19 protein-coding genes and 1 riboswitch are annotated in these 20,526 nt (G+C 45.0%); of the genes, 2 read left to right on the forward strand and 17 right to left on the reverse strand.

Annotated features, from left to right (window positions below; all coding sequences use genetic code 11):
* Window positions 1-17 precede the first annotated feature (17 nt).
* A complete protein-coding gene (locus J2736_RS26330) occupies window positions 18-1,673 on the forward strand; it encodes an ABC transporter permease (RefSeq protein WP_310501565.1) in 1,656 nt (551 codons plus the stop codon).
* The gene (locus tag J2736_RS26335; RefSeq protein ID WP_310501566.1) at window positions 1,673-2,971 is read left to right on the forward strand and encodes an MBL fold metallo-hydrolase; all 1,299 of its coding nucleotides are present in this window, start codon (window positions 1,673-1,675) and stop codon (window positions 2,969-2,971) included. The genes J2736_RS26330 and J2736_RS26335 overlap by 1 nt, the downstream gene beginning before the upstream one ends.
* 15 nt (window positions 2,972-2,986) lie before the next feature.
* On the opposite strand, the gene J2736_RS26340 is transcribed toward J2736_RS26335, so the two are convergent.
* From J2736_RS26340 to J2736_RS26420, 17 genes are all read right to left on the reverse strand, one after another.
* On the reverse strand, window positions 2,987-3,550 hold the full coding sequence (locus tag J2736_RS26340; protein WP_310501567.1) for a 5' nucleotidase, NT5C type: 564 nt from the start codon (window positions 3,548-3,550) through the stop codon (window positions 2,987-2,989).
* Window positions 3,551-3,581: 31 nt separating this feature from the next.
* Window positions 3,582-4,226, reverse strand: a complete 645-nt coding sequence (locus tag J2736_RS26345) for a pentapeptide repeat-containing protein (RefSeq protein ID WP_310501568.1) — start codon at window positions 4,224-4,226, stop codon at window positions 3,582-3,584.
* Between the two features lie 58 nt (window positions 4,227-4,284).
* Complete coding sequence (locus tag J2736_RS26350; RefSeq protein WP_310501569.1) at window positions 4,285-4,893, reverse strand: sigma-70 family RNA polymerase sigma factor; 609 nt, start codon at window positions 4,891-4,893, stop codon at window positions 4,285-4,287.
* 260 nt (window positions 4,894-5,153) lie between these two features.
* Window positions 5,154-6,176, reverse strand: a complete 1,023-nt coding sequence (locus J2736_RS26355) for an ATP-grasp domain-containing protein (RefSeq protein WP_310501570.1) — start codon at window positions 6,174-6,176, stop codon at window positions 5,154-5,156.
* Complete coding sequence (locus tag J2736_RS26360; protein ID WP_310501571.1) at window positions 6,173-7,006, reverse strand: HAD family hydrolase; 834 nt, start codon at window positions 7,004-7,006, stop codon at window positions 6,173-6,175. Before J2736_RS26360 ends, J2736_RS26355 begins: the two co-directional genes overlap by 4 nt.
* Window positions 7,003-8,136 carry a cysteine protease StiP family protein gene (locus tag J2736_RS26365; RefSeq protein WP_310501572.1) on the reverse strand — a complete coding sequence of 378 codons (1,134 nt, stop codon included), beginning with the start codon at window positions 8,134-8,136 and terminating at the stop codon, window positions 7,003-7,005. The genes J2736_RS26360 and J2736_RS26365 overlap by 4 nt, the downstream gene beginning before the upstream one ends.
* Window positions 8,109-9,524, reverse strand: a complete 1,416-nt coding sequence (locus J2736_RS26370; RefSeq protein ID WP_310501573.1) for a phosphoribosyltransferase family protein — start codon at window positions 9,522-9,524, stop codon at window positions 8,109-8,111. Before J2736_RS26370 ends, J2736_RS26365 begins: the two co-directional genes overlap by 28 nt.
* The gene (locus J2736_RS26375) at window positions 9,469-10,572 is read right to left on the reverse strand and encodes an HpcH/HpaI aldolase/citrate lyase family protein (RefSeq protein ID WP_310501574.1); all 1,104 of its coding nucleotides are present in this window, start codon (window positions 10,570-10,572) and stop codon (window positions 9,469-9,471) included. The genes J2736_RS26370 and J2736_RS26375 overlap by 56 nt, the downstream gene beginning before the upstream one ends.
* Before the next feature lie 81 nt (window positions 10,573-10,653).
* Complete coding sequence (locus J2736_RS26380) at window positions 10,654-11,400, reverse strand: TerC family protein (protein WP_310501575.1); 747 nt, start codon at window positions 11,398-11,400, stop codon at window positions 10,654-10,656.
* Window positions 11,401-11,620: 220 nt separating this feature from the next.
* Window positions 11,621-12,202 (reverse strand): TerD family protein, encoded by a 582-nt coding sequence (locus J2736_RS26385; protein ID WP_310501576.1) that lies wholly within the window; start codon window positions 12,200-12,202, stop codon window positions 11,621-11,623.
* A 38-nt stretch (window positions 12,203-12,240) separates the two neighbouring features.
* On the reverse strand, window positions 12,241-12,840 hold the full coding sequence (locus J2736_RS26390) for a TerD family protein (RefSeq protein ID WP_310501577.1): 600 nt from the start codon (window positions 12,838-12,840) through the stop codon (window positions 12,241-12,243).
* A 242-nt stretch (window positions 12,841-13,082) separates the two neighbouring features.
* Complete coding sequence (locus J2736_RS26395; protein ID WP_310501578.1) at window positions 13,083-14,432, reverse strand: TrkH family potassium uptake protein; 1,350 nt, start codon at window positions 14,430-14,432, stop codon at window positions 13,083-13,085.
* A 29-nt stretch (window positions 14,433-14,461) separates the two neighbouring features.
* Complete coding sequence (locus tag J2736_RS26400) at window positions 14,462-15,262, reverse strand: sugar phosphate isomerase/epimerase family protein (protein ID WP_310501579.1); 801 nt, start codon at window positions 15,260-15,262, stop codon at window positions 14,462-14,464.
* A 60-nt stretch (window positions 15,263-15,322) separates the two neighbouring features.
* Window positions 15,323-16,231, reverse strand: coding sequence for a DMT family transporter (locus J2736_RS26405; protein ID WP_310501646.1), 909 nt, complete (start codon window positions 16,229-16,231; stop codon window positions 15,323-15,325).
* A gap of 182 nt (window positions 16,232-16,413) precedes the next feature.
* Window positions 16,414-16,561, reverse strand: a riboswitch (FMN riboswitch).
* Between the two features lie 55 nt (window positions 16,562-16,616).
* Entirely contained in the window at window positions 16,617-17,741 is a 1,125-nt protein-coding gene (locus tag J2736_RS26410) for a Ger(x)C family spore germination protein (RefSeq protein ID WP_310501580.1), read from the reverse strand.
* Entirely contained in the window at window positions 17,738-18,856 is a 1,119-nt protein-coding gene (locus J2736_RS26415; protein ID WP_310501581.1) for a GerAB/ArcD/ProY family transporter, read from the reverse strand. Before J2736_RS26415 ends, J2736_RS26410 begins: the two co-directional genes overlap by 4 nt.
* Window positions 18,849-20,378, reverse strand: coding sequence for a spore germination protein (locus J2736_RS26420; RefSeq protein ID WP_310501582.1), 1,530 nt, complete (start codon window positions 20,376-20,378; stop codon window positions 18,849-18,851). The genes J2736_RS26415 and J2736_RS26420 overlap by 8 nt, the downstream gene beginning before the upstream one ends.
* Window positions 20,379-20,526: the final 148 nt, after the last annotated feature.

The following is a 20,526-nucleotide window of genomic DNA, read 5'->3' on the forward strand; positions in this document are numbered from 1 at the left end:
TTGGGGATGACGACAAGATGATCGTAAAACGCACAGGGACGTACTTAGCATTGCTGTTACTAGCCATGCTAGTCGTCCTTCCTCTTCTATTCGTGGCTTGGAAAAGTATTTGGACCAAGGGGACATTAGATCTCCTAGCCCCATTACGAACCGTAATCGAAAAAGATTTATCGGGTGTATTCACAAATTCTTTCATGCTGGGCATTTGGGTAGTCGTTGGCAGTACGTTGCTTGCTTTGCCGCTCGCTTGGATCATGGCCAAAACACCACTTCGTAAGCATCGCTGGTTAGATATTGTGTTACTAATCCCTTTTATGACACCGCCATACATCGGCTCAATGGGTTGGATTCTCTTCATGCAGCCGCGAGGATACTTAGAGCAATTTTTTCCAGGTGCACACTGGGTTAGCACACATTTCTTCACCCTGTTCGGTATGATCACCATTATGAGTTTACATTTGTTTCCATTCCTGTATCTCATTCTCCGCAATGCTATTGTGCAAATTGGTGGAAATAAAGAAGAAGCTGCTGCTGTACATGGGGCTAGCTATTCTTATACATTACGGCGGGTGCTACTGCCGCTTGTTTTCTCCAGCTATATCATGGGCGCTTTGCTCATTTTTGTTAAAACACTGGCCGAGTTTGGTACACCTATCACGTTCGGTAAACGTATCGGCTATTTCGTTCTCACAACGGAAATTCAAGCATCGATTTCTAGCTGGCCTGTGGATTTTGGGAAAGCGACTTCGCTTGCTTCACTTCTTCTGATGGCTTGTCTCGTACTTTGGTACGTGCAGTCTCTAGTTGTTCGGAAGCACTCTTATAACCTGGTAAGCGGTAAAAGCTCACAGGGCAAAGTCATGGGCTACCGCGGCTGGCAGCGTGCTCTCGCCTGGCTGTACGTAATCATGGTGCTCGCCACCGCGATTGGCATCCCTTATTTCTCGATCATCTCAGCTTCACTCATGAAGCTGAGGGGGAATGGTCTCGCTTGGACGAATCTCACGCTTCGCCATTACGGTGAGCTTCTGACTTGGGGTTCACCGAGCATGAAGGCCTTGACGAACAGCATGGGTCTCGCCTTGCTCGCGGCCTGCTTAGCGGCAGCGCTCGGTACGTGGTTCGCCCTCACGATCGGGCGCGGCAAGCGCTTGCCGGAACGGATTACAGACATGTTCAGCCTGCTGCCGAACACCGTTCCCGATATGGTCCTTGTGGTCGGACTCATCATGCTATGGAATTCAGCTTGGATGCCGCTCCATCTCTACAACACCTACGGCATGGTTGTCCTCACGTACGTGGTATTCTTCCTGCCGTACACCGTGCAATACGTCAAGGCACGCAACGGCCAACTAGACGAATCCTTGCGGCAAGCCGGGCAAGTATTCGGCGGCAAGCCGTGGTACGTGTTCCGACGTATCGTCTTACCCCTTCTGCTGCCGGGCATTATCGCCGGCTGGATGATGACCTTCACCATCTCGCTCCGCGAGCTCGTCGCGTCGATGATGGTACTCCCGCCGTCGATGCAGACGTCGGCGACATATATTTTCGCTCAATTTGAACAAGGTCAAATTTCGCTTGGCATGGCAATGGCTGTCGTTTCAGTTGGTATAACGACGATCCTGCTGTTGATAGTCAACAACATGAATTCAAACAGAAAGTGGAATGCGTAATGATGCATGTGGAAGTATGGGGCGGAGCCGGTGAACACGGTCGCTCCTGTTATTGGATTGGAAATACGAGGAGCAGTATCATGCTCGATTGTGGGGTAAAGCGTGAAGGCATTGGTGAATATCCACTCCTAGATGCTGCTAAAGTAGCCGCATTGGATGCGGTTTTTCTATCTCACGCCCATGAAGACCATTCGATAGCGATCCCTCTATTATACAAATTAGGATACACAGGTGTCGTGTGGACGACAAGAGTTACAGCCGAACAACTGCCTGGTTATTATTCAAGTTGGGGGAACAACGTACGTCAACAAGGTGGTGAGTTGCCCTACGATGAAACCCATCTAGCAGCGGTCAAATATGCTTTTATTGAAGATGCTGTACCCGCACAGCAATGGTTCACTATTTCTCCTGAACTGCGAGTGTGTTGGGGACGGAGCGGACATATGCTTGGTTCCATTTGGTTTATGATTGAGCTTGAAGGAAAGCAACTTTTCTACTCGGGAGATTATAGCGAGGATTCTATTGTGCTCGGCACAGACACGCCGCGGCTGATTGAACTAAGTTCAGCCTTGGATGGTGCCATCCTCGATGCTGCCTATAGCACGGATACCGAAGAACAAGAGTCAAAGCTCGAGTCTCTTTTCATAGAAGCAGATCGCGTCTTAGCCGCCAACGGCCAGCTGCTGCTGCCAGTTCCTGTGTGCGGTCGGGGACAGGAGCTGCTGCTCTTGATGGAGCAGCGCTACCCGAATACGCCGATCCGCGTAGAGCAAGAGCTGATTGAAGCCATGAAGCTCATGCTTCAACATTCAAGCTGGCTCAAGGTCGGCATGGCTGCACGATTAGCCGAAGCCTTAAGCAGCTCCCGTTCTGCGATCATCTCTACCGATGATGATCGCGAACGTCTACTCCAGGAGGACATCGCATGTTCGCGCGCGGCCATTTGGATCACCACGGATGGCATGATGCAATCCGTGAAAGCGCAGTGGTATTACGACATGCTGCGTAATCACAACAATAATGGCATCCTGATCACGGGGCATGCCGCCAAAGGAACAACAGCGCATCGATTACTCGCGCTGCCAGATGAGGATCGCGGATGCCGAATACGCGCCATCCGCTACAAAATCCACCAAGGACTCCCCGATGTCCGCCGGATGGTCCAATCTATGCGGAGCAACTTCAAGCTGCTCGTCCATGCGCCGAAACGGGATACAGATGAGTTGCTCCGACAACTACAAAAAGAGGGAGAGCAAGATCTGCTCTCCCTTGGGCCAGGTGCTCGCATCGTTTTGTAACGATGCGAGCTCTTTTTACCCTTTTAACATGTCATTCAACTCTTCCCACGACGTAATCCGCGGCAATGCCAGATGTTGATTATAGGATCTGTCCTTCACATAACTGCGGACTGGCAAGTGAGCTAACGTCTCCAGAACCGCCGGTTTGTCATCGAAATAATAATCCAGCTCTAATGCCTCTATAATATGTACTTTCTCCGAATCACTCATTCCACAGAAGAAATGCCCCTCTGCGACAGGGAATCCGTGGTCGATCAGCCATTGCCGCGTGCGCTCCGTATGATCTTTGGGTCGAGCTGTGATGTAGTACACCTCGTGGCCTTGTTCCACCAGCTCATTCAGAACCTCACGCGCATGAGGAAATGTCGCACAGTCGGAATAATAAATCTCATCGCGTAGACTGTGCCACAGCTTCCCACCCTCCTCTTTGGATAATCCAAATGCACTGTGAATTTCCATGGAAGGCAGGGCTTGAAACACATCTAGCCCAACATTCTGCTGCAACTTGTGGTTGTAAATATGAAACGCATGCTCTCTTAGATTAATGAGGGTATCATCAATATCAAATCCAAGTTTCACCGTCTACCCCTCCATTCACCTGTCCTTTACTTTATTCCTTTAGTTTGATCCCAAAAAGACTTACGAATACCGAGGCCTGCCCTCTAGATATGATACATCCCCGCAGATCCTCAATGCTTACACCTAAACTGGTAAACTCACAGGTACTTAGGTCAATGCCTTCGAGTTTAGCCCCTGTAAATTGAGCTTGCTCCAACTTGCAAACCTCAAATTGTAGCTTTTGCAAAGTAGCCTCATAAAAATCAGAACTCATTAAAGAACAAGATTGAAAGGTGATCTGCTTCAGATTAGCCATACGGAATGTTGCAAAGTCCCCTAAACAATCTTGAAAAAGGATGTTTCGCAGCGTGGCTCCCGTGAGATCCATGCCCATAATTTTGCAATTACGAAATTCTGTACGATGAATCGTCGCTTCAGTGAAGTTCACATTCGACAAATCACACCGATCAAAAATAACATCCGTGAACTCAATTTCTTTCATCGAAATCCGGGTAAAGGTCACGTTGCGGAAAATAATTTTATCAAATGCAACTTTATAAGCAGACTGATTATCAATTACACAATCACTAATGATGCCTGTATGAAAGCAATCCTCAGGTTCAAATTTTCCTTCTTGCAAGGTAATGATCGGTAATTCTTTCGGAAGTTTTGGTGCATCCAATTTAGGAATACTCATGAGAAGCTCCTTATCATAAGGTAATGGGGGCAAAAAAATAAGCCTTATCGGCTTACCTTTATAAAATGATCATTGTGGATAAGCTATGCAACATGAAGAATAAGGATCCCCATTTTCTTTTAATATAATTCCGACCTCGGAAGAGCCTCGTCTTGATCGTAGAAACAGGCAAATTCACTTCACGGCTGATGTCTTCTAAGGACATATCCAAATAATATTTGTACACAATAAGATCTTTGTATTTGTCCGGTAGATCTTGAATCATTTGCTCGACCTGACTAAACGTTTCCTGCTCAATCAGTTGAAGCTCCGGCGTCTTCTCAAGACTCACCAATTTCTCGATCAATGGGCGCTCGTCTTGCGAAGGAAACGCACTCGTGTCCATGGAGAGTTCTTTCTTCTTCTTCCGCATCAGATCAATGGTTACATTCTTGCCAATGCTAAAAATCCAGTTGGAAAAGTTCTTGGTAGCATCAAATCGATGTGAATTCAAATGTGCTCGCAAAAAAGTCTCCTGAACAACATCTTCGGAATCTGATTTATTACGTAGCATACGAAAAGCCAGTCGATAAATTCTGTCCTTATACAGCTCCAGAAGTCGATTAAACGCTTTCGCATCTCCTTGACTCCACATTGTTGCAAGTTGACTATCGCTTAATTGCAGCATGTTAAATCTCCTTCACTAATGAAACTACCTATCTACTATTCTACCAAATCGAAGCAAAAAAAAGAAACCTTTTCAGGCTTCAAAGATGACTATTTATCGATAAAATTGGACACATATTCCGCTTTCTCTGCACTTGCAATCACAATTAGCGTTACAATAATTCCGAATAAGATAATCCCGCCTACGGTCATATCGCGCACCCTCTTTGCTGATTGATACGAATGATCATCTATTATCAAAGATATGATGCGCGCTCCTTATTATTCGCCGAGATTCATAATAACATATTGCTCAATATGGCTTACCAGTAAGCCGAAAGTCGGTTTTTGGACCTCAACCTGTCCACCAAGAAGCGATTTCACCGCCAGATATGGGAAGTTAATGCCCGCTAAACAGGTGACATGTAAACCGCCGGACATCCGTGGATTAATCTCTAGCAGCTTCGGTACACCGTGATTGTATTTAACTTGAATATTATAATTAAAAGGAATGCGATAGGTAGCAGCTACCCGATTAGCAAGTTCAATCAGCTCTGGTACTTCCTCCAACAGCCTCAATCGTCCATCTGCTTTACGACGCGGAACCGCAGCCAGAAGCTCGCCTGTTGCGGAAGCTAGGCAGTCTATACTGTATTCATGCCCATTCAGTACTTCCATAACCATGACGTCATCAAAACGTTCTACCGTCGAGAAGTTCTGGTAGGCTTGCTCTTTCGTGAGATAAGGCATGACGGGTCCAAACATATCATTCAGCGCATTCCGCTTATTGCTGATAAGCCGAAATCCATTGCCGCCTTCACCATTCGTTGGCTTCATACAGACACCATGACCCGCTGCTGTCAAGGCGCTGTGCGCCTCAAGAAACTGCTCGGCCGTATTCACCACATGATAATCGGGAATGGCAACAATCCCCTTCGGACGGATGGATTCGTAGAACTTTTGCTTCTCCATCAGATTTTCAAGGAGCTCAAGATCACGACAAACGGTTACACGTGTACCGATTTTCTCAAACTCATTAATATGTTTGGCAATCGCGTACATATGCAATCTAGGAATGAATACATCAATCCCATGCTGTTTACAAAAGTTGAGCGCAAATTCGACGTAATCATCGTCGCCAAGAACAGGCTCTGTATCCGCATAATCAGCCGCTTGCAGTGCCATGTGCGTTCGATCCGGATGGGTTGCGTACATCTTGAAAGGAGCTCCGTCCTCATTGTTGCGAATGCTGTTCATATAATGATAAGCGACTGAGAACCAGCGGTTAAACCATACTTTTTTCATGAGGGCTCCTTTATGAGCAACTTTTTGTGCTCGTCATGTGTGGAATGTACGAATGATGTAATATCATCAGCCGCAAAAATACCAGATTCCTCGGTAAATCGATATTTCCCGGACTGTCCCATCTGCTCTTGGCGGAATAGCTCACCGTGACCTGGAGCAATCGCGAAATCAGCGATGTCTAACAAACTCTGATCTAGAAGAGAATCGCCGGAAGCGATGACTTTTCGTCCACCAAGAATCTCGCTCAGGTGTGCAACCGCTGCTCCCTTGCTTACAGCCTCAGGGACGATGTACACCTTCCTACCTTGAACAGAAGTCCGCCAGCCCATCCCCATCAATTCAGCGCTAAGATCAGCGATCTCCTGCTTAGGCATACGGTCGCGATCTACGATATGGGAGTAAAAGAGATCGTCACACCAGCTTGAGCTGATTACCCAATCTTGGCTTAACACGCCATGCATGGCTAGGCGAATATCTTCCACTGGCGCACTCGTCTCGCTAACACGTGTCCTGACGAGATCTCTCCAATCCGTATCGACCTTGCCGTCGATCAACATATTTCCCCCATTGCTTGTCACAGCATATTGGGGTCTCAGGGTTTGGCTGATGAGATGAATCCGTACATATTGCGCGATGGTTCGTGTTGTCACAGGGATGAATATGAGCTCATTCATCAGCACTTGCAAACGTTGATACGTGGCTGCGGACATATAAGACCGTACTTTGCCATCTATCAGCTCGGCGACCATGATACGATCCCCCCAATGCGCTGCACGTTCTTCGGGCTGAGAATAAATTAGGGTCTGATCCAAATCACTGGCATAAATCATTCGGCATCTCCTTTCACAGATTGTATGAGGCCGCAACAGGAATAGGTGAGTCCTGGATACACTTCAACAGGGACACCACGTGCCTCAGCTAAGAGCAGAATATGCCGAATATGCGGATTATCCATGCGATCTACTAAGATCCGCCACGGCACTCTCCTGAGCAAGACACGCGTTGTCTCCCCCACTCCTGGCTTGATCAGATTCATATCTGCCATTTGATAAGTGGCTTGAATAGCTTGAATATCTCGTAGGCCATGCCAAGATATGGAAGGTGGATGCAACAACATATCCTTGGCAATCGCCTGTGCTTCCTCTGATACCTGACTAAAATAAGGCACGATCGTTTCAATAAAATGCGTTGACTGATCGTGTTCCAACCATTCCTTGTAATATTTGGAGCCATGAAAATCAGTAGGCCCAATCAGATCGTCACGCAACACCGTTCGACTCATTAAACCAGAGACCGTCGAGTTCAAGCATGCGCTCGGAATCAGGAAGTCTTCGCGGGTTCCGAACATATCCGTGCAATGACCGGGGTCGGCGAGAACCGCAAGATCATCGTCCAAGATGATCCCGTAATCCTTTGCCATTTTGTCACAAGCTTGGGTAAGCACCTTACGAATAGCCCCCTTGCCTGTCCACCCATCTATGAATTGCAGATTAGCTTCAGGATGCTTCTGCAACATGTATAAGAGAGCGTTCTCATCTATCCCCTTGCCACGAATTATTGAGAGACTATAATGCGGCAGGTTCAGCTGATGGATGTCTTGCAAATACCGTTTGATCAAAATGCCGACAGGTGTCCCTGCGCGAGCCAAGGACACAAGGACCGTATTCGTCCCCTTCTTGGCCCGTATAATCTCGGCAACAGCCCCCACGGAAACAGCTACTTTCCTTGCAGATAGCTTTAGAGTTTCATGATACAAGTTCATATACTCGGAGGAAGGCAGATGCTCCTTAGGAAGCATTTCGGAATAGTGCGTCCCGGATTGAATCGCCCGTTCTCTTGCATCCAGGGCAACCTCAAGCTGTATATGGCTGATATCCTTCAGTAAAAATGTCACATCAGAAGGAGGATAGCTGCCTAACGGTTGGGGCTCCTCTATAGCTCTGAATCGCCAATCTTCCATCCCCTAGCCTCCTTCCAGTCCACCGTTTGAGGGGAGAAAAAGACAATATGCAAGGTGTGCAGCCCCTTTGCTTGCAGAATGCGCAAGATCGGCTCCAAAGCGGATGGCGTCGTTTCTCTTTCCATAAAAAGAAATATCTCTTGGTACATGCCATATGCGATATTGTAGAAGAAATTCACAACGTTCTCATCCTCTGGGGAAGGAAATGCATGACCATATTTCACCGCATAGTCACCTTGTTCGATGACATGAATGGGACTGCGAGTCGTCGATTGATACGAGACCCCTGCGCCCATTTCAGCAGCAATTCGCATCGGGATATACATAAACTCCCCAGTACCCACACAGAGCGTCTTGCTACCTGTGCGCTTGCGCTTGAGCCGCTCTGCCGTTTGCGTGATGGAGCGGTCTAGTTGTTCGGTATTCACGGGTGTTAGGCCGAATCTACCACTATGCTGCAAATAGGGACGGTCACCTGCAAAAGGTGCATGCGCGAATAGGTCATTTACATAAAACATTTGTAGAGCTCCTGTAGGCTCCTCAGCTAGAGGGCTTGGCGGCTGTAGAGCTAAGCTCTCGCTTGAACCGTGGACCTTCGTATATCCGCTTATCAAGGAAATAACGTGAATCGTAACTTGCAATTCCTTCTCTAATTGAGCAAATTGTAAGATGTCTTCCTCTGTACGCCAATCCAAGAGTGCTAGTACATAATATATTTTCTTAGGATATTTCCCTTGCAGATCGCGAATGATATTGAGCGATGTTTTACCTGTCGTAATTTCATCATCCACTAGAACAAGAATTTCGGGTTGTCCAAGAATCGCAGGGTCATCGGAGTAACCATAGTGAGCCGTAGCATGGGAATGCTCTTCTTCGAACTGAAGGATGGAGGGTGATTCTTCGATCACTTCACGTGTCGTGTGCAAATAATGACTTCCTTGTCCAAACGTCTCATACACCGCATGACCAATTGCCGTTGCTGTTTCTGCAAATCCAATAAACGTGATGGGCTGCTGCAGTTGTATGCGCTCAGACATGACTGTCTTATAGGCTGCTTCCGCATTCTCTGGAAAGACAAGCCCTTCAACTGCCAGTCGTACCTTCTCTTCAGACGCCTTGCCCTCTAAAGCTTGCTGCAGTAATAGCGCTAATGTCGTCCCACTTAGCAGCGAAGTGTACGGATTCAAAGGGATATGCTTGCCTAATACTTTACTCACAAACAAAAAAGACCGTTTCTTATTAATTCTCGCCGCCATCGCGAATAACGCATCCAAAGGGATGTTATACGGATTGGAGGTCACCGTGATGTGGAGCTCCAAATCACCTGCTATTTTATACGTACGCTCGGTTAGGCCTAATGTATAGTCCATCAAAGGATTGTTGTTCATGCAGCACCCCGTAAATTTGTGATCGTAAAAGAATACGCTTCGCCCAATTAGAATGGGGTTTAAATTCGTTCATTTTGTTTCCATACGCGCTCTTCATGACGCCAAGATCCCCATGATTGTTGGATAGAATACTTGTGGCATCCGTGTACTCCTCATGCGTGACCGTATAGAGGGATTGAACGGGCTTAATGTGCGTAGGATGAATAATGGTTTTGCCGATCATGCCATTTTCCTTATCCAGCATCACTTCGTTGATGAGTCCTTTCGTGGGGAAATATTCCCACACAGGTCCAGAGATCACGTTAGAAGCCTCCATACGCCCAAAGATATTAAGTATGTCTGCAACGCAATCCCGAATAGGTACAATATCATAGATCGTCCGCTCAGGGCTGCGTCTAAGCCCAAACAAGCTTGAGAAATCCGTGGCACCAATGCGAATATTTAAGACCAAATGCTTATATTTCTCAATGATTTCGTTAATCGAAAGTAAGGTAGAAGTTCGACTTTCCTTATAAATAATTGCTCCTGTTTCTAAAATGGGCAGACCATACAAAGTGGGCGCAGCTTCTGCTTTCTCATCATTATAATCCTCTAAAATTTGAAAATAAGCCTCTCCATTGTCAGCTGTGAATTTCGGAAATACAATACCTGTCAGAAGGGCTACATGATCCTCCAACCGTTCCAGTAAATAATTCAATTGATTGACACTTCTTACTCGCAAGAAAATCAAAGGTAGATTATCTGCGTTTAGAATGCCGACATCAATCCAATGAGCAATTCGATTCATTTGTCCAATCAGGGATTCCTCTGCTGCATGCACCTCGTTATCCCCTACCGCATCCTCCAGATCAAGAACAACGGAAACAAGGCCTTCGATTTTACCAAAAGCGATGTCTTCTGCAAACGTAAGTCGTGTCGCTGGCATATACAGAGCCGCACCAATGGAATGTGCTAGAATTTCTTTGTGCGAATGATTATGGAAGGAATTCGGCGGTAAGAAAAATAAAGCTTGCTCTTCATCCGCAGTTAAATAATTGAAATATCGCATGCCGATTCCTCCCTTATTTGTTGAAAGGACAATCCCTCCTTAGCGGAGGGATTGTCCTTGTTTAAACATATGATGTAGTTTTTAAGATCCTTTTACAGATCCAGCCTTCTTCTTGCGAAGTGAACTTAGAATAATCGTTCCTCCGAACAAAGCAATAATTAAGGAGAAGAACACGAAGTGTGATAGATGGAAACCAAACGCACCCGCAATCATTTTGGCACCGATGAGAATAATAAGAATAAACGCCGTTTTTTCCAATTCCGGTATCTTGTCAATGAGCTTTAAGAAGACTTGCGCCACGCCTCTCATCATAAGTACACCTAAAATACCACCAAGGAACAATACCCACACCTTGTCACTAACACCGAATGCAGCAAGTACACTATCCACGCTGAATGCAATATCCATGACTTCTACTGCTAATACTGTACGCCAGAAGGAAAGACCTTTATTTTTAACTTCCCCGCCTTCAGGGTTATCATGTTTCTTCTTGAAGAGATTACTGTAGGCAATCCATAGGAGATAAGCACCACCGGCTACTTTAATCCACATAATCTGGACTAAGAACGTTCCTACACCAATTGCAACAAACCTGAATATGTAGGCACCGAGTAGACCATAGAATAACGCTCGCTTCTGTTGTTCCTTCGGTAAATGCTTAACCATAACCGCAAGAACGAGTGCATTATCTGCTGAAAGAAGTCCCTCTAGAATAATAAGGGTACCAATAATCCCCCAGTTTACGGGATCCGTAAGTGTTGCCGAGAGCACGTCCCAACTGAAAAAATTCATGAAGTTATCTACAAAACTTTGAAAAAAGTCTGACATTAAGGTGGACCCCCTGTTTTATTTGCTATTCAACCTCAAGCGCTTCAAGCCTCATCTATATCATTCTCCAATAACACGATTCGTCTCTTCGGAGCATTGATTTCCAATCCATAACGCAACAAAGCTGGTCAAGTGAACACCATTTCTCGAGTCGAATTGATTAAGAAGAGTAGGGAGGGTGATACCCTGAAAGTACCACCCCTTTATTACAACTTCCAACTTAGGAAGTTTGCAAACCGTAATCACGTGCCAAACCTGCTAGCCCATCTTTGTATCCACTGCCGATAGCGCTAAATTTCCACTCACCGCTATGACGGTAAAGTTCACCGATAACTACGCCTGTTTCAACGGAAAAATCTTCGCCAAGATCGAAACGAATTAATTCTGAGCCAGAACCTTCGTTTAGTACACGCACATAAGCATTGGAAACTTGTCCAAAGTTTTGCGCTCTTGCTTCCGCATCATGAATCGTAATACAGAATGCGATTTTCTCTGTTTCAGCAGGTACTGCGCTAAGATCAACGTAGATAACTTCATCATCGCCATCTCCTGCACCTGTACGATTGTCACCTTTGTGCTCGATGGAACCATTCGCATTTTTGGTGTTGTTGTAGAAAATGAAGTCGGAATCGTTGCTAACTTTACCAGCTGCATTCGCTGCAAAAATGGAAGCATCCAAATCGAAATCCTTACCGCCATCATATTTGTTCGTGTCCCAACCTAAGCCAACGAGAACTTTCGTTAGACCTGGGTTTGTTTTCGTTAAATCGACTTTTTGACCTTTAGATAATGAAATAGACATGTGAAATACCTCTCTTTATATAGGATTTGGCTGTGCCATTATTGATATCTTTTGACCAATTGTCCGATCGTTGTATCTGTACTGCCTTCACCAATTGCACTGAATTTCCATTCGCCGCCGTGTCGGTAAATTTCACCAACAATGAGGGATGATTTGCCTGAATAATCGTCAGTTAAGTTAAACTTAACCAACTCCTGTTGATTTGCACCATTCAATACACGGATATAGGCAGATTGAATGAGACCGAAATCTTGCTTTCTATTCACACAGTCATAAATATTCACGACGAATGCGATTTTGCTCACATCAGCGGGAACTTGTCCTAAATTAATAGAAATCGTCTCATCGTCTCCAGCGCCATCGCCGGTACGGTTGTCACCAGAGTGAACAACGGAACCATCAGGGCTTTGTAGATTAGCAAAATAAATCACATGTTTCTGGTTCGTTATTTTACCCTTTTCATCCAATAAAATCACGGAAGCGTCACAATCGATCTCGACTGCCGATTTCTTTGAGCCGAAGAACCCCTTCTTCTCAACAACTGCAGGATCCCAACCCAATCCAACCACAACTTTAGAAAGACCTGCGTTACCTTTGGTTAAATCAATCTTTTGACCTTTGACTAAACTGATTGTCAACGAGGCCACCTCCCTTCGCTTACCTGTTTTAGTGAACTCCCTTATCTGATACGCATGAAATTCAATCACGTTTCACTTTCCTGGGTAAATTATTTGTGAATTCGACTTTAGTAGTCAAAATCCCCCAGAATTCAAATACAAAAACAGCCACAGGATAATCCTAGGCTGCGTTTTATCTTATTATAACATCTTACAACATAGGATATTCAAAAAATTTCCATTCCTACGTATCTGGCTGCTATTTATCCAATGATCAGCTTTTCTTCGGGATAACGGATGAGAGGTTTCTTCTTTCCGTTGGTAAATAAGGTGTAGAACAGAAATAAACCAATCCTTCCGATAAACATGAGCACGATCAATGTGATTTTACTAACACTGCCCAAATCTCCTGTAATTCCCGTGGACAAACCGCACGTACCAAATGCCGAGGCTACCTCAAATAAGATAGCAGATACCCCCCAACGATCCGGCTCTGCCATGAGAAGCACAAACATTCCTCCGAGGAGCAGTGCAATCCCCGTTAAAAAAAACACAAAGCTCTTGAGGGAGTCCTCTTGACTAATCATCCGGCCAAACACTTTCGGCTCCTTCTCCCCACGAGCATAAGCAACAAGTGTTAATACGATAACGGCTACTGTCGTTGTCCGAACACCGCCCCCCATACTGGAGGGGCTTGCGCCTATAAACATTAATATAGATACAAGCAATAAGCTTGCCTCCGTTATCGTAGAAATATCAATCGTTGTCAGCCCTGCACTGCGAGAAGTAACAGACATGAATAATGAGCTTAATATCTTCCCATGCCAACTCATACCTGCCAGCGCATGCGTTCGCTCCGTTAACCAAAATCCGATCGCTCCGAACACTAACAACACTGAAGTTGTTAGGATAGTAAGCTTCGTAAACAAGGAGAACCGGAAATTTTTATGGCCACCCCACAAATACTCTCGCAGCTCAGCAAGCACTGGAAACCCAATTCCGCCTAATACAATCAAGAGCATGGTGAGTGCCTGCACGAAATAATCTCCCGAATAGTCGAGTAAAGAATTGCCGAACAAATCAAATCCTGCATTCGTAAACGCTGAAATGGTATGAAACATGCCATAGTACAAGGCGCTCCATATGGATCCGTGTTCCCCAGCGAAATAAAAATACAAGCCAAAAGCGAGTGTACTAATCGCCTCAAGCATCAGCGTAAAGACCAGCACTAGCTTCATTAACTGAACGAGCCCAGATAAATTGTTGCGATTCTGGTCAATCATAATCATCTTGCGCTGCAGCAATCCGATCTCCTGCCCGAGCAATAACCAATAAAAGCTCCCCAGCGTCATGACGCCGATACCACCGAATTGAAAAGCAACGATTAATACGCCAATACCGAAACCGCTTAACGTATCTTTGATCCCTACCGTCGTGAGCCCTGTCACGCTGACAGCACTGGCGGAAGTAAAGAGGGCGTCCACAAAAGAGATTGTGGCGCCCGGTTGCAAGCTAATAGGTAATTTTAAAAGGATAGCAATTAAAAATATGCCAATGACATAGGCGATCACAATCAGTCGCGAGGCAGGCATTTTCTGTAATTTGCTTAGCATGATTGTACCTTCAACAGAGAGTAATAGGATTAGATACTCTTATATTGTCCTTTGAACTGTTTTCCCATCCAGAGGCATACTTCCCATAAATCCGCTACCGGTTGGTTCGTAAATGGCAAGGTATGCAAATAACCTGGAGGTCCAAACTCTGGCGTATAGGTTATCATAGTTTGGCCGGACTCCTTCTTCGCTTGAACGATGCTATCCCACCAGCTCATGTGCCGCTGCAATTCGTGTGCGTATTCTGGCGCTCTTGGGTCTGGCACTTGCGGTCCTTGAGCATAACCTACACGACCATGTATATGCTGGACACGGGGGAAAGACTTGCGTAGATTCTCCTCTTGATTCTCCAAGGTAGTCTCAGTTACACAACACCAATGGCTGTAATCCGCTGTCAGCTTGAGCCCAGGCACGGCATCCAGCAGTCTGCCAGTTTCCCAAGGATTGTACAACGCTCTGCCGCGGTGAGTCTCATGGCCAATAGCAATCCCGCATTTCTGCTCAATGGCAGCTGCTTCACGGAAGTATTCGACTTGCTCTTCGAATGGCATAGCATCCTTCGCGCTATGTGAAGTTATGCTGACGGGACGAAAAGAAACCGCACGTGCCACTTGTTCCTCAAACGAAGCAATATGATGAGGGCCTTCAGTAAAGACCATGGCGATATAGTCCATATGATACGCTTCTAATAGTTTTCTGAACTGATCCTCGTCGGTTAGAGTCGGCATAGGTGCCTCAATGCCGTCATAACCCGCAGTTGCAATACGCTCGAACTGGGACTCCAGAGAACCCTCCATGCCCCATAATGCTTTGAATAATTTAATTTCCATCCAGAATAGCCCTCCTCATTACATCAATGAGTCAAGCTTAAAACATCTGCCATTATTTGACTAGTGTAAATTTTTAACCCGGTTTTGCTGACTCATAAACCATAAGGTCAACCAAATCAGGATGAAACCGAGCAATTGCCCTATCGTCAGCTTTTGGCCAAATACAAGCCAATTCATGCATACACCAACAGCAGGGAATGCAAGTTCAGCTAGCGTAGCAAAGAACGCTTTCGTCGATGATAAACCTTTATAGTAAAGCAGCATGCTGAGCAATCCAGGGAAAAAGGCTTGGAACAGCAGGTTTACTGCGATGATCGTTAGTCCGCTGCTTGAACCGTTCAACTGCCAATGATCGCCGCTTACTACAAGCACAACCGTTAATAACGGGAGGGCCAGCAAGAAGCGAAGTGAAGTGACAATTGGGAAATTTAATTTTTGCTGAAGCAAGTATTTCCCCATCACGGTTGAACCGCCCCATAATACGGCTGCCAGAATGGAAAATAAGCAGGAGATGGTACCTAAATCCTTCAAGCCCATGTCAGGCAAACCGAGACCAAACGTCAACAGATAAGTACCTAACAGTGCCACAACAATGTATCCGAAAAACTTCGAAGGCAATGTTTCTTTTAATAAAACACGTGCTAATATAATTGCGAATAAGGGCTGTAATTTTTGCAGGAGTAAGATGGCATTGGCACTTCCGTGAGAGAAAGCCGCAGTGAAGAGAATGGTAGCGATAGCCGATCCTCCCCAGGAGATGAAGAGCAGAGCTCCTATGACGGCCAGAGATAGCTTGCCAGTTAACGTCCTGCGATACTTGATCAGGATAGGTACAGCATAAATGGCTAATAAAACATGTTCAATGAATACGATTTGCGCTGAGGTCAAGCTTTTTAACAAGAGGATCCGAAAGAGCGGATCCAATCCCCACAGGGTGGCGCCGAGCGCTACATACCAAATCCCGCTCATACCTGTACGAATTGACTGGGACGTCGCACCCTTACTTCCAAACTTAAATACATTTTCCAATTCAACAACCTCCTAGTGAACGGTCTGAATTGAACCTTCTCGAAGAAACAATGCCCCCGTTCATTTCAACGGGGGCATTGACAAACAGACCTGTTAAATTCGTGAAAATTTAACAAGCTGTTCTTCACCTTCTCCCATCCGGACTATACCGTCGGCCTTGGAATTACACCAAGTCAGTCCCAACCAATGCTGGTTAGGAGTCGCGGGCTGGAGATACACACAGGTATCCTCACCGCCGGTAGGGAATTGCACCCTGCCCCGAAGGTTCATATTCGATTAAGTGTATACTATCAGGTTACAGTTTGGTTGGCAATCTTTTTATTACTCATTGTATTTGACCCAATCTCACAATTCGCATATCGACATTCACATCATAAGAGGCCGTGGGATACATCTCATGCCATACATCGCTCGTTAGATTGGAGCGGTACACCTGACTCCGATAAATTTCTCCAAATCCGATTGGGTCCGAGCCCAGGGCTGTTAATTTCTTTAATAGCGTTTGAATATGTTCCTCAGCTTGTTTATTCATTTGCTTTTGCAGAGCTTCAATAACTTTAGCTTGACCAAGATCAAACTGCTCCGACGTTTCCGTCAGCACGCCCTTCATTTTAATGGCAACTTGAAATTTAAGAGGGTATAGGCTAATTAGCTTTTTCGTACTATCACTAGCTATATTCTCCACAACAACTCGCACGGTTTTATCTTTAACATTCTTCGCAATATCCCCCAATTGATTCGTGTCCAAGGACAATTCGATACTCCCCGCCTTATAACGATCCCGTATCGTCTTGAGGAAGAATGCTTCTTTGGGATCGATAGTACCCACCATTTTATCACCATTGAATACAGCCACGTCTTTCAATTCTACGGTATCCCCATTTCTTTGTAGAACCGGTACCATGGGGTCTGCGGTAGAATATAAGGCGGAGAGGAATTCATGCAGTGTGCCTGACACCATCTGTTCATCTATAATATTCTGGTGAATGCTGTCTACGATAAAAGTTCCAACATCCGGGAACTGTGGATATTTATGCTTCAATAGATCTTCTGTACTGTCTCTACTAACAGCCATATAAACCGTACTGGCAATGGAGGCATCCCGAAACAAGGTATCAACCAATGGTAGAAGTCCTGACTGCGCAAGTTTATAATCATAAATGGCAACTCGCAATTGACCAGAAACGATCTTCTTATTTGACTTGCGGTTCACAGCCACACGAGCACCTTTGCTTGTCAGCCCCTCAGCGGTGATTGTCATGACAGAGGATTTGGAGTTCGGATCAATCTGATGGATCACATAGGTAGAATTAATTTTATCTCCTTCCCTATGATCATACCCAACTGCAATCGCCATCCCTAACTTCTCCAACACATTTTTCTCTAAACGCAAGCCTGTAGCTGTAAGGAAAACGATTAACACAAAGACAATGACATTGAATCTTTTCACGTGATCACCTCAGGGTCAGGTTGTCTCCCCTTCTTCTGTCTCCACAAGTAAAAATGAACCATGCCAAACAGGATAACAGGATACACATAAACGATATAGACCGCCCATTTTGCGAAAATATTATTCATTTGATCTACCTGCGTGCGGGAGTCAATAAAAGAAGAAGCCATCCATACTACGGCGATGAAAATATACAACCAGTACTTTTGCTTCCAAGAAAATGTACGTTTGAGTCCTTTCGTCGCCGCCCAACTATACATGAGCAGATTCGGCAGAATGACTAAGAGCCACAGACTAACACCGATATACTCAAACCGTTCTAAGAACGGAAATTTGATAATCTTCAGCATCGTAAACGTAGCCCAATCTGTCTTCAGGAGCTCTCCCCCGCTGAAAAACACGATCGAAACAAACATGACGGCTGTATACACAAACGTGACACTCATAATTCCAAGTTGCGTATATCGTTGGACTTTGGACTTATCTTTGGCATAAGCGTAAATAAAATAAACGATTTCAAATCCGGCCATTGTGAAAGACATCGAAAGCACCCCCCTACTAAGATGCTTTAGATCCGTTTCCATTATGGGTAACACACCTGTCCACTCCGCATATCTCAAAGGAAAATAAAGAAGAAATAGCAGCCAAACCGTTATAATCACAAACATGACGCATGAGCCTACAATCGTTCGTAACCCCCCATTTACCCCATAAAAGACGACGCTTGCAATCAATAAAGATAGCAACCATTGTGGAGCGTTAGGAAATAACCAGACCTGAATCATTTCGACGTAATTGCGCAACACAATAATGGTTGCAACTAAGAAATAAACCAGATAGATGATATTTGCCACATGACCTATTGTTTTCCCATAGATTAGCAAATGAATGTCATAGAGGTCTTTATTTTCAAATTTCATCAACGTTTTGATCATCAACCAGACCACAAGCTGTGTGACGAAACCAGCAATTAGGGCCGAAATCCAGGCATCATGGCCTGCCATACCAAACACAATTCTTTGGTAACCGGGCAGTCCTACCCCAATCTGAGCATCATGGATAATAAACATGAGTAAAAAGGAGCTATACATATACGATTGTTGTGTTTTACTCATCGATATCCTTGGTTCCCTTCGGGGTATTCTCCCCCGTATTAGCAAATACGGATCGTTTCGATGCTAGTTTGTAAGGGACCCTAATGAGACCGTCTCGGTTGTTTTTATTTTCAATTGTATAAGGAGGATAGAAATACGGTTGTCCCAGACTTGATTGTCGAAGCAAATGTAAAATTAATAAAGCGACGCTTACCACGATACCTAAGCCGCCCATTATACCCGCGGATAGGATAATAGGAAACCGAATAATTCGAATCGCATTCGCCATAGCAAACACTGGAGTTATAAACGAAGATAAAGCGCTTAATGCCACGATGATGATTAAAATATTGCTAGTGAACCCGGCTTGTACCGCAGCCTGTCCAATAACAATACCGCCAACAATCCCCATCGTTTGACCTACTTTGGAGGGCAATCTCGCACCAGCTTCACTTAGGAGCTGAATAATCATTTCCAACATCAGTGCTTCTACGAGGGGAGGAAAAGGTACTCTTGCACGTGATTGAGCCAGGGGGACAAGGAGTGCCTGTGGAATAATCTCGTAATGGTATGTAAGTGCCGCGACATACGTTGCGGTAGCAAATAGAGAAATAGCAATCCCCATAATTCGCAATCCTCGGAAAAACAACCCTGTGCTCCATCTAAAATAGTAATCTTCAATTGATTTGAAAAAATCAAAAAATGTGTTAGGACAAATGATTACCTGGGGACTACCACTAACTGTAATCACAACCTTCCCCTCCAAGAGGGGAAATATTGCCCTATCCACTCGTTCTGTGGTAATCATTTGCGGAAAAGCCGAGCTTGGATTATCTTCCAGCCATTGCGCTAAAATCGTTGCGTCCAATAGCGCCTCAAGATGTAACGCATCAATCGAGTTATATATATGAGTAACCATTTCTAAATCGGCTCGATTTCTCAAATAAATAATACGGATACTCGTCTGAGTATTCTCACCCACATTCATCGCGATTTCGCATAGATCAGGGTTCGGCAAATATTGATGAATCAGCGCTACATTGGTCTCCATATTTTCCGTAAAAGCAATTTGCGGTCCTAGGATCTGACTTTCATTTTCCGGTCTAGTTAAGGCTCGTTCTCTTCGTTTCGTGGTATTAACCAAAATCCCGCATGGATATCCGTTGATGTGGATATACGTCCAGCCTTGCAAAATATACTGCTGCATACGATACCAATTATCGTCAAGCAGCAACTGACCGATGGGCAGTAGATTTACTAACTTTTCAGGTGAAGACATGTCTTCATGATGCAATAATCGATTCAGAATTTCTTCGATGAGAAGCTCCGCATCCACCAAATTACCGAGATAAAAAACGCCAAACGTAACCTCATTCACTAATTCTCTGCTCACGAAATCAGGAAACATGCGAAATGTGTCTTGGAACTGTGTGTTCATTTGATTCAAATCAGCTGCGAAGTGAAATGATTTAGTTTCTTTTGGGGCTGGCTGTTTGACAGTGGGTTTGGTTTTTCTTAATAGTAAATTTTTAAAGGAAAACATGAACGAACTCACCATAGTCCTGACATTTCAATTGTATGGCTATTTTGCACTAGATCCATGTAGATTATGTAAATGAAAGGGTATGCGAATCCACAAAAAAAAGACCGAATCCACTTTGCTACTAGGTGGACTTAGTCTCTATAAACTT

It is taken from the genome of Paenibacillus qinlingensis (assembly GCF_031455095.1).
Classification (GTDB): Bacteria; Bacillota; Bacilli; order Paenibacillales; family NBRC-103111; genus Paenibacillus_E; species Paenibacillus_E qinlingensis_A.

What these genes read in the sequence shown, in the direction of transcription:
- J2736_RS26330 (WP_310501565.1), top strand. Translation starts at nt 18, where the DNA reads ATGATCGTAAAACGCACAGGGACGTACTTAGCATTGCTGTTACTAGCC.
- J2736_RS26335 (WP_310501566.1), top strand. Translation starts at nt 1,673, where the DNA reads ATGATGCATGTGGAAGTATGGGGCGGAGCCGGTGAACACGGTCGCTCC.
- J2736_RS26345 (WP_310501568.1), bottom strand. Translation starts at nt 4,226, where the DNA reads ATGAGTATTCCTAAATTGGATGCACCAAAACTTCCGAAAGAATTACCG.
- J2736_RS26350 (WP_310501569.1), bottom strand. Translation starts at nt 4,893, where the DNA reads ATGCTGCAATTAAGCGATAGTCAACTTGCAACAATGTGGAGTCAAGGA.
- J2736_RS26355 (WP_310501570.1), bottom strand. Translation starts at nt 6,176, where the DNA reads ATGAAAAAAGTATGGTTTAACCGCTGGTTCTCAGTCGCTTATCATTAT.
- J2736_RS26360 (WP_310501571.1), bottom strand. Translation starts at nt 7,006, where the DNA reads ATGATTTATGCCAGTGATTTGGATCAGACCCTAATTTATTCTCAGCCC.
- J2736_RS26365 (WP_310501572.1), bottom strand. Translation starts at nt 8,136, where the DNA reads ATGGAAGATTGGCGATTCAGAGCTATAGAGGAGCCCCAACCGTTAGGC.
- J2736_RS26370 (WP_310501573.1), bottom strand. Translation starts at nt 9,524, where the DNA reads ATGAACAACAATCCTTTGATGGACTATACATTAGGCCTAACCGAGCGT.
- J2736_RS26375 (WP_310501574.1), bottom strand. Translation starts at nt 10,572, where the DNA reads ATGCGATATTTCAATTATTTAACTGCGGATGAAGAGCAAGCTTTATTT.
- J2736_RS26380 (WP_310501575.1), bottom strand. Translation starts at nt 11,400, where the DNA reads ATGTCAGACTTTTTTCAAAGTTTTGTAGATAACTTCATGAATTTTTTC.
- J2736_RS26385 (WP_310501576.1), bottom strand. Translation starts at nt 12,202, where the DNA reads ATGTCTATTTCATTATCTAAAGGTCAAAAAGTCGATTTAACGAAAACA.
- J2736_RS26395 (WP_310501578.1), bottom strand. Translation starts at nt 14,432, where the DNA reads ATGCTAAGCAAATTACAGAAAATGCCTGCCTCGCGACTGATTGTGATC.
- J2736_RS26400 (WP_310501579.1), bottom strand. Translation starts at nt 15,262, where the DNA reads ATGGAAATTAAATTATTCAAAGCATTATGGGGCATGGAGGGTTCTCTG.
- J2736_RS26405 (WP_310501646.1), bottom strand. Translation starts at nt 16,231, where the DNA reads ATGAGCGGGATTTGGTATGTAGCGCTCGGCGCCACCCTGTGGGGATTG.
- J2736_RS26415 (WP_310501581.1), bottom strand. Translation starts at nt 18,856, where the DNA reads ATGAGTAAAACACAACAATCGTATATGTATAGCTCCTTTTTACTCATG.
- J2736_RS26420 (WP_310501582.1), bottom strand. Translation starts at nt 20,378, where the DNA reads ATGTTTTCCTTTAAAAATTTACTATTAAGAAAAACCAAACCCACTGTC.